General features: G+C 55.0%; 9 protein-coding genes and 1 pseudogene. 5 read left to right on the forward strand and 5 right to left on the reverse strand.

Annotated elements, in window-relative coordinates; all coding sequences use genetic code 11:
- Positions 1 to 134: 134 nt before the first annotated feature.
- The 3 genes from SH421x_RS22225 to SH421x_RS22235 all read left to right on the forward strand — a co-directional run bounded on the left by SH421x_RS22225 (position 135) and on the right by SH421x_RS22235 (position 3,762).
- Complete coding sequence (locus SH421x_RS22225) at positions 135 to 1,805, forward strand: DUF1549 domain-containing protein (RefSeq protein WP_488852212.1); 1,671 nt, start codon at positions 135 to 137, stop codon at positions 1,803 to 1,805.
- A 75-nt stretch (positions 1,806 to 1,880) separates the two neighbouring features.
- Complete coding sequence (locus tag SH421x_RS22230; protein ID WP_488852213.1) at positions 1,881 to 3,146, forward strand: DUF1501 domain-containing protein; 1,266 nt, start codon at positions 1,881 to 1,883, stop codon at positions 3,144 to 3,146.
- 184 nt (positions 3,147 to 3,330) lie between these two features.
- Complete coding sequence (locus tag SH421x_RS22235) at positions 3,331 to 3,762, forward strand: universal stress protein (protein WP_488852214.1); 432 nt, start codon at positions 3,331 to 3,333, stop codon at positions 3,760 to 3,762.
- 3 nt (positions 3,763 to 3,765) lie between these two features.
- Here SH421x_RS22235 and SH421x_RS22240 read toward each other — a convergent pair.
- Together SH421x_RS22240 and SH421x_RS22245 are read right to left on the reverse strand one after the other, a co-directional pair.
- A pseudogene (locus tag SH421x_RS22240) lies at positions 3,766 to 4,255 on the reverse strand (DUF1559 family PulG-like putative transporter).
- A 173-nt stretch (positions 4,256 to 4,428) separates the two neighbouring features.
- Complete coding sequence (locus SH421x_RS22245; RefSeq protein WP_488852215.1) at positions 4,429 to 5,199, reverse strand: DUF1559 domain-containing protein; 771 nt, start codon at positions 5,197 to 5,199, stop codon at positions 4,429 to 4,431.
- A 212-nt stretch (positions 5,200 to 5,411) separates the two neighbouring features.
- Here SH421x_RS22245 and SH421x_RS22250 point away from each other — a divergent pair, with 212 nt between their 5' ends.
- Positions 5,412 to 6,014 carry an RNA polymerase sigma factor gene (locus tag SH421x_RS22250; protein ID WP_488852216.1) on the forward strand — a complete coding sequence of 201 codons (603 nt, stop codon included), beginning with the start codon at positions 5,412 to 5,414 and terminating at the stop codon, positions 6,012 to 6,014.
- On the forward strand, positions 6,011 to 6,679 hold the full coding sequence (locus SH421x_RS22255) for a hypothetical protein (RefSeq protein ID WP_488852217.1): 669 nt from the start codon (positions 6,011 to 6,013) through the stop codon (positions 6,677 to 6,679). Before SH421x_RS22250 ends, SH421x_RS22255 begins: the two co-directional genes overlap by 4 nt.
- A 61-nt stretch (positions 6,680 to 6,740) precedes the next feature.
- Here SH421x_RS22255 and SH421x_RS22260 read toward each other — a convergent pair whose 3' ends face one another.
- From SH421x_RS22260 to SH421x_RS22270, 3 genes are all read right to left on the reverse strand, one after another.
- Entirely contained in the window at positions 6,741 to 7,736 is a 996-nt protein-coding gene (locus tag SH421x_RS22260; protein WP_488852218.1) for a GNAT family N-acetyltransferase, read from the reverse strand.
- A 401-nt stretch (positions 7,737 to 8,137) separates the two neighbouring features.
- Positions 8,138 to 8,653: a ribosomal protein S18-alanine N-acetyltransferase gene (rimI, locus tag SH421x_RS22265; protein WP_488852219.1), complete on the reverse strand. Its 516-nt coding sequence runs from the start codon at positions 8,651 to 8,653 to the stop codon at positions 8,138 to 8,140.
- Positions 8,654 to 8,812: 159 nt separating this feature from the next.
- Positions 8,813 to 15,187 carry a hypothetical protein gene (locus SH421x_RS22270; protein WP_488852220.1) on the reverse strand — a complete coding sequence of 2,125 codons (6,375 nt, stop codon included), beginning with the start codon at positions 15,185 to 15,187 and terminating at the stop codon, positions 8,813 to 8,815.
- Between the last annotated feature and the right edge of the window lies 1 nt (position 15,188).

Raw genomic sequence — 15,188 nt, forward strand, 5'->3', positions numbered from 1 at the left:
CTGCAAATTCTGAGTACTCACGTTTAAACTAGACGTTTGTACTATTAGATTGCTCGCTCGATTGAGACATCCGTCTCATTCTTCGACACGGATTAACCTCCACTTTTCCTGTCAGCAACTCAAGGCACTTCCCCATGGCGACTTTTTCTCGTTTCGGCTTGGCTATTTGTCTCACGGTGAGCTGGGTCAGCTTTTCGATGGCTGCTCGGCCTTCGGACGACTACGGCATCCCGCAAGTAGCCAAGATCAACGAAGAGATCAGCGCGGTATGGAAGGACTACGGCATCACCCCAGCGCCCGAAGCGCAAGATTTTGAATGGGTCCGCCGCGTTTATCTCGACATCATCGGACGTGTTCCGTCAGTCGCCGAGCTCGAAGAATTCCAACGTGATCGCGGCAAGGATCGCAAAAAGAACTTGGTCGAGAAGCTGCTGAACGATACGACCTACACCGAAGAGTATGCCCGTAACTGGACCACGATCTGGACCAACGTCCTGATCGGTCGTAACGGCGGTCTCGACAACAACTCGCAGGTCAGTCGCGAAGGGATGCAAAAGTATCTCCGCGACAGCTTTGCCCGCAACAAGCCCTATGACCAGTTGGTTCGCGAAGTAATCACTTCCGAAGGCTCTAACGCCCCAGGAATGCCCAACTTCAATGGCGCTGTCAACTTTTACATGGATAAACTTGAGGAAGATGGCGTCCAGGCGACCGCCAAAACGGCTCAAATCTTCCTCGGAGTTCAAGTGCAGTGCACGCAGTGCCACAACCACCCTTTCAATAGCTGGAAACAAGACAAGTTTTGGGAGTTGAACGCCTTCTTCCGCCAAACCCGTGCTCAGCGTGATCGCGATATGGCCGCAAACAACGCGATGGGAATGGCGATGAGCCTGAAGAACGTCGACTTCCGTGGCGAAAGCGGCAATCCCTCGCAAGCCGAAATTTACTACGAACTACGTAACGGCCTGATCGAAGTCGCTTACCCAACGTTTATCGACGGCACCAACGTCAACCCCAACGGGATGGTCTCGCAAGTCAATCGTCGTGAAGAACTGTCGAAGTTCGTCACCGACTCGAAAGAAATGCAGGAAGCAATTGTCAATCGCACCTGGGGACATTTCTTTGGTAACGGCTTTACCAAACCGATCGACGACATGGGCCCTCACAACCGCGCTTCGCATCCAGAATTGCTCACCTATCTCGGTGAAGAATTCCGCGGAGCCAGCTTCAACGTCAAAGAGCTGATCAAGTGGATTGTGTTAAGCCAGCCCTATAGCCTGTCGAGCAAAATCACCAAAGGCAACGAAATCGATGATCCGACCATCGGCGAATCACCCAAGTTCAGCCACTTTTATCTGCGTCAGATGGATGCTGAGCAACTGTATGAATCGTTGATTGTCGCAACCCAGGCTCATAAAACTCGTGCGGACTACGCCGAACAAGAGCGGCTGAAGAGCATGTGGATGCAGCAGTTCACCATTGCGTTCGGAACGGACGAAGGGGACGAAGCGACCACTTTTAACGGCACCATTCCGCAAGCGTTGATGATGTTTAATGGTGACTTGATCCAAGAAGCGACAAGCGTCAAACCAGGCAGCTTTATCGCTACGTTGGCCGCCAATGGCGACGACGGCAAAGAAGCGATCCAGCACCTCTACATGGCGACGGTCGCCAGACGACCAACCAAGAACGAAATGCAAGCCGCTGGCATCCTGGTCGCTAGCCACAAAGGAAACATCGCAGCGGCGTTGCAAGACGTTTTCTGGGCTCTGCTCAACAGCAACGAGTTCATTTTGAATCACTAAACCGATGGCTTCTGCCCTCGCGTGAATACCAATATTCCAAAAGCTATCAACGTTAATCACAACAAGGAAATCATCATGTCCATTCCCACCGGGATGTCGCGACGTCACTTTATGAAGCACATGGCGGGCGCCTCGGCCATGGTCGCTCCGGCGATGATGATGGGCAACGCCATCCGCACCAACGCCGCCGATCTGACCAGTCGCGGCAAAAGCTGCATCATGCTGTGGATGGGTGGCGGTCCCAGCACCATGGATCTCTGGGATCTGAAGCCCGGACAAACCACCGGCGGGCCGTTCAAGCCGATCTCGACCACCGGCGATTTGCAAATCTGCGAACACCTGCCCAAGACCGCCAAGATAATGAAGCACCTGTCGGTCGTTCGATCGATGAGCACGCGCGAAGCCGATCACAATCGTGGTCGCTATTACATGCACACCGGCTACGTCCCGAATCCCAACATCGAGCACCCCGGCTATGGTTCAGTGGTCGCGCACGAGTTGTTCGACCAACGTCCGTACCTAGAAATTCCGCCGTTCGTTTCGGTCGGCGGCGGCAGCGTTGGACCAGGCTTCCTCGGTATGAGCTGGGCGCCGTTCACCGTTAGCAGCAACGGCCAAGTCCGCAACCTGAAGATGTCTGGCATGGGCGAAGGAACTCTCGCCAAGCGACTCGAAATGTTGAAGCTGGTCGAAAACGGTTTCATCAGCCAACGTCGTGGCCCAGCCGCCGAAGATCACGCCAAGATCTTGAACAAGACGGTCAACCTGATGACCAGCGAACAAATGAAAGCGTTCCGCGTCGCCGAAGAACCAGAAGCGATGAAAGAGATGTACGGCACCAACGGCTTCGGCCAAGGCTGCTTGCTCGCTCGTCGTCTGGTCGAAGCGGGCGTACCCTTCATCGAAGTCGACCTGGGCGGTTGGGACAACCACGCCAACATCTTCAATACCTTGGCTGACACCAAACTGCCAGGCATGGATCAAGCGATGTCAGCTCTGGTGACTGACCTGGAACAACGCGGTCTGCTGAAAGACACCACCATCGTTTGGATGGGCGAATTTAGCCGCACCCCGCGGATCAACGGCAACACCGGCCGTGATCACTGGGCCCGCAGCTGGAGCACCGTGGTCGGCGGCGGCGGCATCAACGGCGGCATCGCCGTGGGCAAGACCAGTGACGACGGAACTCGCGTTGAGACCGAACCTTACTCGGCCGAAGACATGATGGCGACCGTGTGCCGAGCGATGGGCATTTCGCTCGAAACGACGTTCACCAGCAAGAATGGCCGGCCGATGAAAATCGCCAACGGCGGCAAAGTGATCAAAGAACTGATCGCCTAAGCCAAGATCAAAGCACGAGCGCTCATGGACGGACGGCGCTGCAAAAAGAGCCCCACGAGCCAGCATTCGCATTTCGCAACCAAGCCGGCGTCTTTTGAAAGACGCCGGCTTTTTTTATGCGCAGGTTTCTGGGTAAAATCTTGCGGCAAGCTATTACTTTGCCCGACGCAACAAGGAACTTCCCATGACCTGGCTCGCTCACCCGCCGATTGTTGTGCCGTTTGATTTTTCGCCAGCTTCGAAAGAAGCGGTTGGCCGGGCCATTGGCTTGATCGGCGATCCAAGTGGGGTCCATGTGATCCACGTGCTGGGAGAGCTTTCCCCCGGTGAGCCAGGCGAAATGTGGCACACCGTCGACCATGCCTCGCGAACCAAGCATGCGACCGACGCGATCATTAAGGAACTTGGCAATGATGTGACGATCAAAATCTTGTTTGGCGACGCCGGGCACCAGATCGCCGACTATGCCGATCAGATTAGCGCCAAGCTGATCATCATGCCGTCGCACGGTCGCAGCGGAATCATGCGAGTCCTGCTGGGCTCGGTCACCGATCGAGTCGTTCGGTTGGCACATTGCCCAGTTCTAGTGCTGCGACCTGAGAAGCCGAAGACTTAGTCGTTAAGGGGCTCCCGTTAAAAACGAGGCGTGACTTCGCCAGCCTCGCAAGGAATCCCTTGGGGTGAACGGATCGAGTTGCGTGTCCTTGGGGCAAAGCCAAGGGACGTGGACGGCTGTGTTCTCGATCACTACCGCGGTCTTGGACATTCCATCGGTAATGCCGCTAAACTTTACCGCTACTGCACCATTCAAGAGAGTATCGGTGTCGGCGATCGCTTGATCCGCGGTGCCGCCGCCATGGGAACCAAGCACTGTCGGATCTTGATAGACCTGCGACATCAGCATGCGGTTGCTGGGACCATCCCATGGTTCGTCAAAATCATATTGGTCGTAGAGCGCCGTTTGTTCAAGAAACGGTAACAGCAACGCGCCAACAGTGCATCGAAGTTCCGTTTTCATCCGCAAAATACTGCGGCGGCAACGATCCATCCCGATCGTGATAGTTGTGCATCCCCCAAGCGATTTGCTTCAAACAATTCGCGGCTGTCATAAAGCGTGAGGCGTCGCGCGGATGCGAAACGCCCTGCCAAGTGACGTAAAAAAACACGCCCAGCAACAACGCCGTGATCCCGCACGAGATCCATGGCTAACGTGAAGGAGCGGCGTTCTTCGATTCGTGAAAAATTGGCATGAACTGCCGGCCCTCACTTTGCCGTCACGTTGTTAATAGTCGTAGGGAATATCTTCACCACCGTTCCGCGTCGAAATATCGTGAAGGACTTGCTTCGCCGTGTTTTCGTGGATAAACCGGACCGAGCCATCCCCCATCAACACGTTGGTCCCGCCGGGCGAACCGTTTTCAAAGGGAATCCCTTGGGCGAAGGCTGCGATATCGGTGTCATCTGGTTTCAGCCAGGGGACCAAAACGCCGGTGTTCTCGACCACTAGCGCGGTGTTCGAAGTTCCGTCCGTGATATCCTGAAACTTTGTTGTCGTCGCCCCGCTCAAAATTGTATTGGTGTCGGCGATCGCCTGGTATGCAGTCGCGCCCTCGTTGGGACTCGTGACCGACGGATCGTCATAGGCTTCTGGCATTTGTGCCATCAGCAAGCGGTTGTTGGGGCCATCCCATGGCTCATCAAAATTGTATTGGCTGTACAGCAAACTCTGCTCAAGATACGGCAAAATCAACACGCGCCACGAATGCATTGGCTTGCCATTTTCATCCGCTACATACGCCGGCGGGAACGAACCATAGGTATCCGCGTAATTGTGCAGCGCCAGGCCGATTTGCTTCATGTTGTTGGTCGACTGCATCCGCCGGGCGGCGGTGCGGGCTTGTTGGACGGCTGGCAACAGCAAAGCGACCAAGACTCCACCGCAGACCAATAAAACCGCGAAAACAGAACAGAGCACAATCACAACCACCATCACGACAGGCACATTTGATGCTCCAGCGCGACGACATAAGCGAGAAGTTAGATATCGAGTCATCACTAAGATCCTAAGCGGCGTCAAAAGACATGAAGCTTGATCTTACCGTATCAATGAGGGGTTGAAAATGGTTTTTGGTGGGGTTTCCATTGATGATTCTCCCTCGTTCGTAAAGAATGTAAGGTATCCACTTGCTGCGGCGGGCGCTATCTAAAGATTGAGACCAATCCACGCCCGAAAAAAAGCCCTGCCGGCACCTTCCCCCCAACACCATGACTTTCACGCCAGAAACACCGACAGACGGCGAATTGCTGACTGCCGTTTTGTCTGGCCAACGAGAAAAATTTGCCGTGATTGTGCAGCGTTATCAATCGCCGCTGCTAAGACTGGCGATGAGCCGGCTCGGGCGCCAGCAAGAAGCGGAGGATGCTGTCCAGCAGACCTTCTTAAACGCGTTTCGCTGGTTGGATACTTATGACTCGCGATACAGTTTTCGGACTTGGCTCTGGACGATTTTGATCAATAACTGCAATCGGCTCCATCAACGGACCGCCCGACGGGCCGAAACCGCGATAGGCGACAGTCCAGTATTCGAGCTGCAAGCCGATGACGCAGCGACCGAACCGCTAGCAATGATGATTTCGGCCGAGCGCCGCGAGCACGTCCAACGCCTGTTGGAGAATTTGACTCCATCGCAAGCCGAGGCGGTGCGCCTAAGATTTTTTGGACAGATGAAGTTTCAAGAGATTGCTGATTCGTTGGGATGCAGCCTTCCGGCCGCCAAGGCCCGAGTTCGTAAGGGAATGATCCGATTGACCGAATTGCTGGCGGCCAAGGCAATTTCCGCCGGTCGAATGGGAGATCAACTTCGATGATAAGTCGTTCCGACAGATTTCGCAGTGTTACGTGCGATGACGTGTTTGACGTTCTCACCAGGGCGCCCTTTCCGAGCGGCGATCAGGCGTTGGATGCCGCTATCGGAATGCACGTGCGCTGCTGCCATGATTGCCGATCTCTAGCCGAAGCCTTGCGTCCCGCAACCACTGAATTGTCCGAAACATTGCCCGCAGAGGCGAAGTGCTTGCCCCAAGTTGACGGCGACTATTGGCAAAACGCCCAATCTGACTGGCGAAATCCCCCGGCAAATCAAGCTCAAACGAGTTCCCCTTGGTTAAACGTCGCTGTCCCGATGCTAGCCGGATTGGTCGCGCTGCTGGTAATTGCGACCTACTGGGGATCGGTCGGCCAGAAATCGCCGAGCGGATTCGATGGCCGCACGTTAGCCAACGTGCAACTGGATGCCGAACGCTACCTGGTCAATCTTTCGTTGCCGGCGGTTTGTCAGCCACAAAAACATGCTCGATCAACCGAAATGGTCGCTCAGGCGGTCATACCGCTGAATGCGTCGGCGCTCGCAAATTTGACCTGCTGTAGCGAGTGCCATCATCGTGCTAGCAAGGAGCAACCGGCGACGGCCACGCCATCACCAGCGGCGGTCGTGGCTGCCGCCAATAGTTGCCAGGCTTGTCATACGCCGTAGATGTTGCGAAAGTCAGAGCGGTTTTGAAGCGACGTCTCGGACTTTAGACCATGGATGTCGACTACTTTTGATTGGCCGTTTGCTGCAAGCGAGTTCGATCGGCGTCACGGGTTGGTCGTCCGTTTTTCCACCAGTGGGTGAGACGCAACATTTGGCTCTTGGGCTCAAACGAGGGATAATGCGTCACGCGCCCGATAGGCGCAAGTCGCGTTAGCCAGCTTCTTTTGGCATGCATCGAACCGGCGCCCAAGTCAACCACGCGATCGCCGCGGCGACAAGAGTCTTCGATCGTGACCGCGGTTGCCACGGTTCCGATCCCCTGATCATGAATCTCTGGCAAACTGCCGCGACGCAATCCATAGACTTCCCCATCACGATGGTAGTTGTAAAGGAACGCTGATGGCCGACCGTCTAGATAGATTAAACAGAGGTCAAGCATCCCCAATTCCGCCGCCGCCTTATGCGTCTCGCGGAAAAATCCGCTCACCTCGGGATGCGACAGCGTATTCCCATAGACGGCCGAGCCTTGCCAACTTGACAGAGCGATGTGGTAGGCCTGACTAAAGAGATCCCAGCGTGGATCTCCATCACCCAACGCCAGGCCCGCAGGCCGGTAGCGTAACATTTCCATCTGTCCCTGACGCTGGATGCAGCGTGTCTTCCGACGAATCTCGCTCCGAAACTTGGGACTGCGAGTCGCCATGTATTTGTCCCAACTTTCGGGAAGATCGATCAAAGACGTTTCGTTCCAAACGCCCCGGTGTGCAGCAAGCCCGCCCGAGGTCATCGCACTGAATGAATGATCCTCTTCCATGTCATCCGTGGAGATCCACCGGAGATCGAACAGATCCCAGTCGCGCGCCGTTTCACGAATATGGCGGCACGCCGCGTTTAAGACCAGACTGCGATCAAAGCCAAGCGGTCCGTAGTAACTCCCCCATTCTGACAACGGATAGGTCAAGACGCGCACCGAGCCAATTCGCGTTTGTTCAGTAACCACGGTCAACGGGACAATGCCGATGATGCGTTCCGCTTCCAGCACTATCAGAACGCGCAAACGTTGATCACGGCCAAAGTGGCGCCAGTAGATGCGAAGCCAATCAAGGGTCTGAAAAAAACTAGCGTAAGGCGTTTCCTGCCACAACTTACGCCAATTCGACCGGATCGTTGATAGGGCGTCGATTTCGTTGATTTCGACTACGCGGAACATGAATTTTGGACTGGGCGATTTGAGGCGATGGATACTAATAATCTACGCCCCAAAAACCGCGAATGCGGAGCTCCGTAACACGATTCCTCCGTTTTCGCCGTCTCCAATCGGACTAATCCATTCTCTCGGTCTGTCGCCTATATTCAACATTGGCGGACTCCATTTTGTGAGCCCGGCAGATGACGTCAAGAAACGAACAAAGACGCGTAAAGTTGACGCGTCTTTGTTGATGATTTGGGAAATGACGCTTAGCTAGCCAAGCGAGCGACTTGCGAACCAGTTTCGGTCTCGACCGGTTGCAAAAACCGATACTGCATCAAATAGGCGTCTTCGGTCGTGTCTTCGTAGAAGTCACGCAAGACCGAGATCGCTTTGAAGCCTTCTTTGCGGAAGAAGAGTTGCGCATCGAGATTCGTTTCACGCACTTCTAACAAGATTTGCGACCGCCGTTGGGGCGAAAGCTTGCTGGCCAGTTTGGCGATCATCTGTGATCCAATCGCCATGCGCCGGCAATTGGGATCAACCGCAAAGTTCATTACGTGCAAACGCGTGCGATGCAGTTGATAGATCATGAAGCCGACAATGCGCTCGTCATGCTCGGCCACCATGCCGATACAGTTGCGCTGACGCAGGCATTGGATGAAATCATCCTCGCCCCAGGGGAATTCAAAGCTGGCCCGCTCAATCTGCAACACTTCCGTCATGTCACGACGGATCATCCAACGAATATGCACCGGCAGGTCTCGTAGTCCAGAGAGAATCATTCCGGCTTCCTTCCATGTTAGCCAGCAGAACCTGGAGGCGATATCATTTCGCCCCGCGAAGAATGTCGAGCAGGTACGGTAACAAATCGGCTGCAATTCGCCAAGATGAAGAATTGGCCCGAGCAACATTTGATCTGCTGTTTTTACGGCAAGCGAATGCTAGCGTCGCGTTTTGTGGACGCTGCGTTCGAGCTTACCCAGAAAAGATCGTCCTGATTCACTCGCAACGCTGCGGCCCAATCGAAGCGGAGAAGCCGCCAAGACAAATACGGCGGCGACGATCCAACCCATGAACGCCGGTTGCAAAAATAGCCCCCACGCGATCCCAGCAGCGGCGCCAAGCGCGTGCGGCCAACGAGACATCCACGCTGCCGAAATATCGATCCATTCGGGCTGTCGCCAGAGCAGGCCAAACAGCGCGAGCGACGCTAGCACGCCGCAAACAACAAGTAGCGGCCGCCGCCAATCGAAGCCCCAATTCGATTTTTTTTGATCCAGCCGAACGAAATCTGCCTTGCCGTACAAAACGTGACTCCAAGTTGCCGGAGTCGCTTGCGACGAGAGACCAGCTTTGGTGACTTCCGCCTGCAGTGTGGCTAACTCATCGCCAGAAGTAATGTCACGAAACTGACGCTGCGGATCGAAGCGATCTCCCTGCAATTCGGTGAGCAGAGTAGCCAACGAGCGCCAAGCGTTGTCAACCTCTAGCAAGCGCTGCTGCTTCCATGCGGCTAGTTCCGGGCTGGATGCGTCACTATCGCGAACTCCACGCTTCCAACGTCGCCAAGCTTCGGCAAATCGATCTGTTCGCCACTCGACGACGGAGAACGAAGAAAAATCGCTTTGCAGCGGGTGTTGACTCTCGATGCGCCACAGCGGCGTCGGAGTTGTCACTCGGGAATCGATAGTGAGCACCTCGAGCGGCCCCGACTCTGTCGTCGCCGACTGATAAACGTAGGTAACCTGCAGTTTTTGCGGTAGGGATCGTGACAAGAACGGAATCGTCACGCCGCCGTTACTATCGATCGTTGGAGAAACCACTTTTCCTTCGATCGAGACCGAAAGCAATTTTGCCTCGGCGGGCAATTGCAACAACAGCTGATCGCTTCCCTCTGGTGACAGATACATCGATGTGGTCGTCAAGTATGCCGACTTGTCGGCGACTTTCACATCATGACGCAGCGACAAGATGCGGGGCATCTCTTCGGTCGGCAGCAAACCATCGACGCGGCACTGGTAGCTGCCTGAGAGCGACTGATAGACCAAGCTGCCGGGCGGAACATGCATCGCGAACCAGCTATCTGGAAACCCAACCGACTGCAACTCGCGCATTCCCCAAATGATTTGCTGTGAATTGAAGGACCGAGGAACCGCCAGATATTGAGGCGGATAGTGCCCCAGCAAGCGAACCGGTTTCAGCACTAAATCGCCGGTGTTGGGAGTTTCGACATCGGCGATCAAGCTGATCTGAAATTCTTCAGGAAGCGGCCGTACTGGACGCAACTGCCAGATGACACCAGCATCGCCCAGAGAGCGTTGGGTGATATCAAAACCGAGCAACGACGTTGTTTTCAGCTTGTAGTTGGCCGGAGCTAGAAACTCGAGCTGATCGGGGACAATTCTTTTCAGCCGCAGGCGACAATCGACCCGCACGGTCCAGCCTTCTTCGCCCCCCTTGGCGGAGAGGAGCATTTCGCCGCCGAGTTCCATATTGTTACGTTGCACGGTCAGCTGCATTACGCCGAAGGGATCAAGCACACGATAGCTGCCAAACGATTGACCTTGGCCCGATTGCAACGGCTGCGCCGCTTCGCTGGCGGCGGTGTCGAACATCGGTGCGCCAATTTCGGGCAAGCGTCGCAGTCGAACATCTGGATCATGCGAAATGTGTAAGTAGGACGAATCAATCTGCGCATCGACGATTCGCGGCGATTTGATTTCCAGCGCTATAGCCAAATCGGTCGCAAAGCGCCCTTCGATTCGTAACTCGGCCAATGCTTTAAGTGGAGCGGCGAAGAACAACGACAGTCGCGACGTTGGTTCGTCATACTGCCAATCGACATCGCGAACGACGCCATCTGAAATAAAAGCAACATCATCCACGAGCCAACCCTTGTTCATCTCCATTAAGAGGGAAGTCGGCTCGCCAGCCAACGCCTCTAACTGCAGATCAAGTCGATAGTTCGAATTCTGTGAACCAACATGCACGAACTGATTTGCGGTGATAAACAGGCGCGACTCAATCGGCTGGACCTCGACAATCGCTGGAGTCGTCGACTCGTTGCTTAGTTCAAACGCTCGACGTAAGCCTTCGATCGGAACAGGCCATTCCGTCGTAAAGTCAGGCGTTGCGACGGTCGCTAGTGCGCTTGCCTCTTTTCGCCAAGTGGTTTCGACGTTTGCAGGCGCCGCGATCGCAGTCCAACGAACTTTGGTCTCGGCGTCCGCCACGGTCACGCGAGGAAGATCGAACGATCCCAATCCACTCGATTTGTCCAGCGTGAACGAAAATTCCAACGCAACCGGTTGGGCGATCGGCGGATCAAACGTCACTGCCAATTCCCCCTCAGAAGTTGCGATTTCTGTGCCGGGCAATTTCACTTTGTTCCAGCGCAAGCGGGGATCGAATTGGAGCCTGCAAGTTTTGATCAAACCGCTGATCGGGGTGATCTGGATGCGGCTGATCATTGTCGGCGAAGGTTGTCCGATCTGGAACAGATCGATCTGCCTGGCATGAAACCGCCCATCCTGCGCATCGGCGGTAGGGATCCAGCCGAGTTGGCTGATCGCACCTAACGGAACGCTGGTAAATGTTGAAAGCGAAAGAAACGGCAACGGTTTTCCATCCGCTGTGATCTCTGCGATCGGCTTGCTGGCGATCGACTCATACCGTAACTCTGCATTCAAGCAGGGAGGAGTCTGCCAGAGCACGCGTTGATCAGCGGGAAGCTGCGCAACGATTTTGACGCGATGATCTCCGGCATCGTCAAAAGTGATCGTCAGCTCACTCTTCTCTGCAAAATCGGCCATCGACATTGGGATCTCGTCGACCAAAACCGATTGTATCCCCGCTAGAAACTCGCTACTTAGTGGAAATGTCCAGGAAGTCCCGTTGACCAGAGAAGTGACGTCAAACAGCCCAGCGACGCTAAACGTATCTGGCATACTGGTCGTTGGCGGTGAAATTCGCCATGAAGCGGAAGTCACATCGACCCGCTGCGACATGTAGATCGGGTTCTTCGCTGCCGAAAACAAATAGTCGTACAAAGTTTGGGGTAAGTAGACATCGCCGGTGGGCTTCTTCTCTTCATCGATCGGAATCCAAATGGGATAGATCACCGATTTCGCTTCGGAGGCTGCCGGTTGTTGGGCAAGCAGCGATGTTGCGGGGAAGAGGAAAACAAAGGCCAGCAAATACCCAGCGGTTGAAGTCAGACTGCGTGAATCACTGCCAGAGCCTGATTCGCGCCATGACGCCGCAAACCAACGCACAATGACGCCTGCCGCCAGTCCCTGTAACAACCCAGCCGTGATCGGCGCCAACGTCGTCGGGAGCAAGACAGACGCAAAGGAGATTACGAGCGCCGCAATCAGCAATCCGATTCTCCGGCTAGGAGTCAGCCAACCAGCCAAAAACGCGATCCCCAACATTGCGTAACCGAGCGATTGCACCTGCTGCGGATCGACTGCCCAAACTGATATCGCCGAATCGTCCATTTCCATTTTTTGGCGATGTGCAGCGTCTTCGCCGGAACCGTGCAGTCCATGAAGAAACATGCTTCGCAAGTGCGAAGACAACAATTTATCCCAGGAAAAAAAAGTCAGCTGCGAGGTCTCAACGCTGATTGTAGCTTGCAAGATGTCAAAGCTGGTCTGAGGGCGAGCCAGAGCGAATGGTCGCAACAACGGAAAACTGGGGGGCGCCGATTCATAGCGAATAGAGCAAATCTGACTGCGAGCGCTGCCCTGAATTTCGACCTCATACCGATCGTCCCCCAACGCACGCGCGACAACCGATTGGCCATCTAACTTGGCAGCCAGCAATCGACAATTCGTCGGGAATTGAAATTTTAGAACGCCAGTATCGGAAGCGACTAAGCAATAGTCTGCGTCAGCCAGGACCGAATCGTGGCGAAGCGAGTAGCGATAGCTGGCCGACTCCGCATAGGGGGCAAGCTCCACCGGCTGCTTTTCAATCGATAGCTCCGGGCGACCTTCTAATTCGTTTGCACGTGAGACATCACTAGCTCGATAGCGATACTGGCGATTTTGTAAGGGCCCGTCAGCAGGTGCGGCAATTTCATAGATCGGCGACAGGGGAAACGCTTCGCTCACCGAGAGTCGCCACAAGCGAGGGGCGGCGATATCCAACTGATTGGTCTGCGTTGCAACTTGCGGAGTCACCAACAAAACAGGAGAAACAGTTGTCGAGATCGGCCGCGAGAAGTCGGCCGTCAAAGTCACCGGCAAAGTCGTTCCCGGCGGCAAACGCAATTCGTAGATCGCCAGCTTCGAAGCGTCTGCGCCTTGGGCGTGCACTGGAGTACTGTTTACGACGATTCCGTCATTTAGCCTCCATTTTTGCAGTTCCTCGATCGGTTCTGTCGCCTGCAAAAGCAACGGCTCACTGAAATCGCCAGCGCCATCAAGCCGAATCGTGACGCGTTCTTTCATCTCTTTATCTCGCAGCAATACATCGCAGCGGATTACCACGCGATATCCGCCTCGTTTCGGAGTCGCCAGCACGACGGGATCGCCGTAGCGAGGGGAGCGTGTGGCGAAAACCAACGCATTGGGCTGCGTTGTTTCGCCGGGCAGCAGCGGACTCGCGGTTTGGGGTAACGTGGCTGGATCGACAAGCAATTCAGCAGACTCAGGCGAAGGGCGAAGCTCTAGCGTTTCATCGGCAGAAATGCGTATCCAGTCTGCGAGCACTTGGCCGTCAAACTGCAACGGTTTTAATTTTTGGGTGTCATAGCCTATTTCGGTTTCACGACGCGGCCGCGAAAACTTGGCGTGCAGTGTGACCGATCCGGTAGCAGTGATCGGCCGTTTGAGCCGGACGTTCAATCGACCATCGTCAGCGACATACCACCGATCCAGAGACGTTTCGGTCGACCCATCCAAGTCGGTCGTCAGCGCATCGACGCTCCAGCCGTTGTCCAAGAGACCAAAACTGAGATCCAGCGTCTCCCCTTGGTCCGCTGTAATGATCGCAGTGGTCTGCGTCACAATCTTTGTTGGCTCAATCTGAACGGAGTTACCGACTTGATAACGCAAGCGAGGCTCGACGCGGGTGAGAGAGAAATCAACCGCAGCAGTCGGGGAAAACAGCACAAAATGTGCCGTCACGTTACTCCCATCACTAGGGTCATCAAAGCGAATCTGTTTTCCACTGCGCACTCCCAAGGTAGTCATGCGCCAAGCATCATCGAGCGAGACCCTCAACTCTCCCTCTTGCCACACAGCCGGATCGGCGGACAACAGAGGCGCTATGAAAGTGGAAGGCGAATGTTCAACCGGAACTACTCCGATAAATTCAAACTCCGAAAGTGGATCTTCATTTTCGGGAATGCGTACAGTAAGTCTTCGCTTGCCTGCTTCGTTTGGGGGCGACTGCTCCCAAGCGACATCGCGACGACGTTGCTGACGATCAACCAGATAAACGCTAGACAAAATCAAGCGAGCGTCGCTCGATAGTTCAAACTTGCGCAGCGGCTCGGCGGTTGATACGCAAATGAATCGAGTCGCGACAGAGATGCTTGCGGCCCCCACTTTGTAGTCCGCATGTTGGGCGACATGCAGCGGCGAAGCCGAATTGGCGTCGCGACGGTCGACAATGCGAAAATCGATTTGACCTAAAGCGTCGGGAAGCAACAGCCACTCTCCGCTTTCAGCGCCCATCGACGAGATTTCTTGCACGATGCCGATGTCGGACTGAATCTGCTGGTCCGCGCCCAGAAAAAGTCGCAAACTGGAAGCGGCAGCCGGAGGCAAGCGGAGCGAAAACTCTCCCGATTCCGCTGCGACGGCACGCCAGCGCAACTTTGGCGCGACCTCCGCTACCCAGATACCGACTTCGCCATTGCTAAAGCCTGGACGAGTAGCCGATGTTTGATTCGAAATCGAAGCAGGAGCTAACAATTCGAGTGGCGAGAATTCGAGGTTGGTTCCTTGGAACGAAATGAACTGTTGTGCTTGATCAAAATCTTCCTGCGCTAGTGACAACTCGAAACTTGCTTCCCCTTCGATCATGCTTTCGCTGACGCGGCCCACCAATTCGGTGGTGCGAATCCGCGCGACGTCGCCTGGGCCGCCGCGAGTCGCTCGGATGGCCTGGATGCCGCTTTCGAAGTCACTGAGTCGGATGACCGGCGCGTAGATGAATCCGTTGCGCGGCCAAATCTTTTCCTGCCCGACTGGAACGTAAAGCCGACGAAACTCGATCGGCGTAACGGCGTCGTCACACCAAGCGAACGATCCGCCCACCGCTGTCATGAAAAATGCGGCTAGAACCAAAGTCAATCGGGACATG

The sequence above is a fragment of the Blastopirellula sp. SH421 genome (assembly GCF_057808535.1).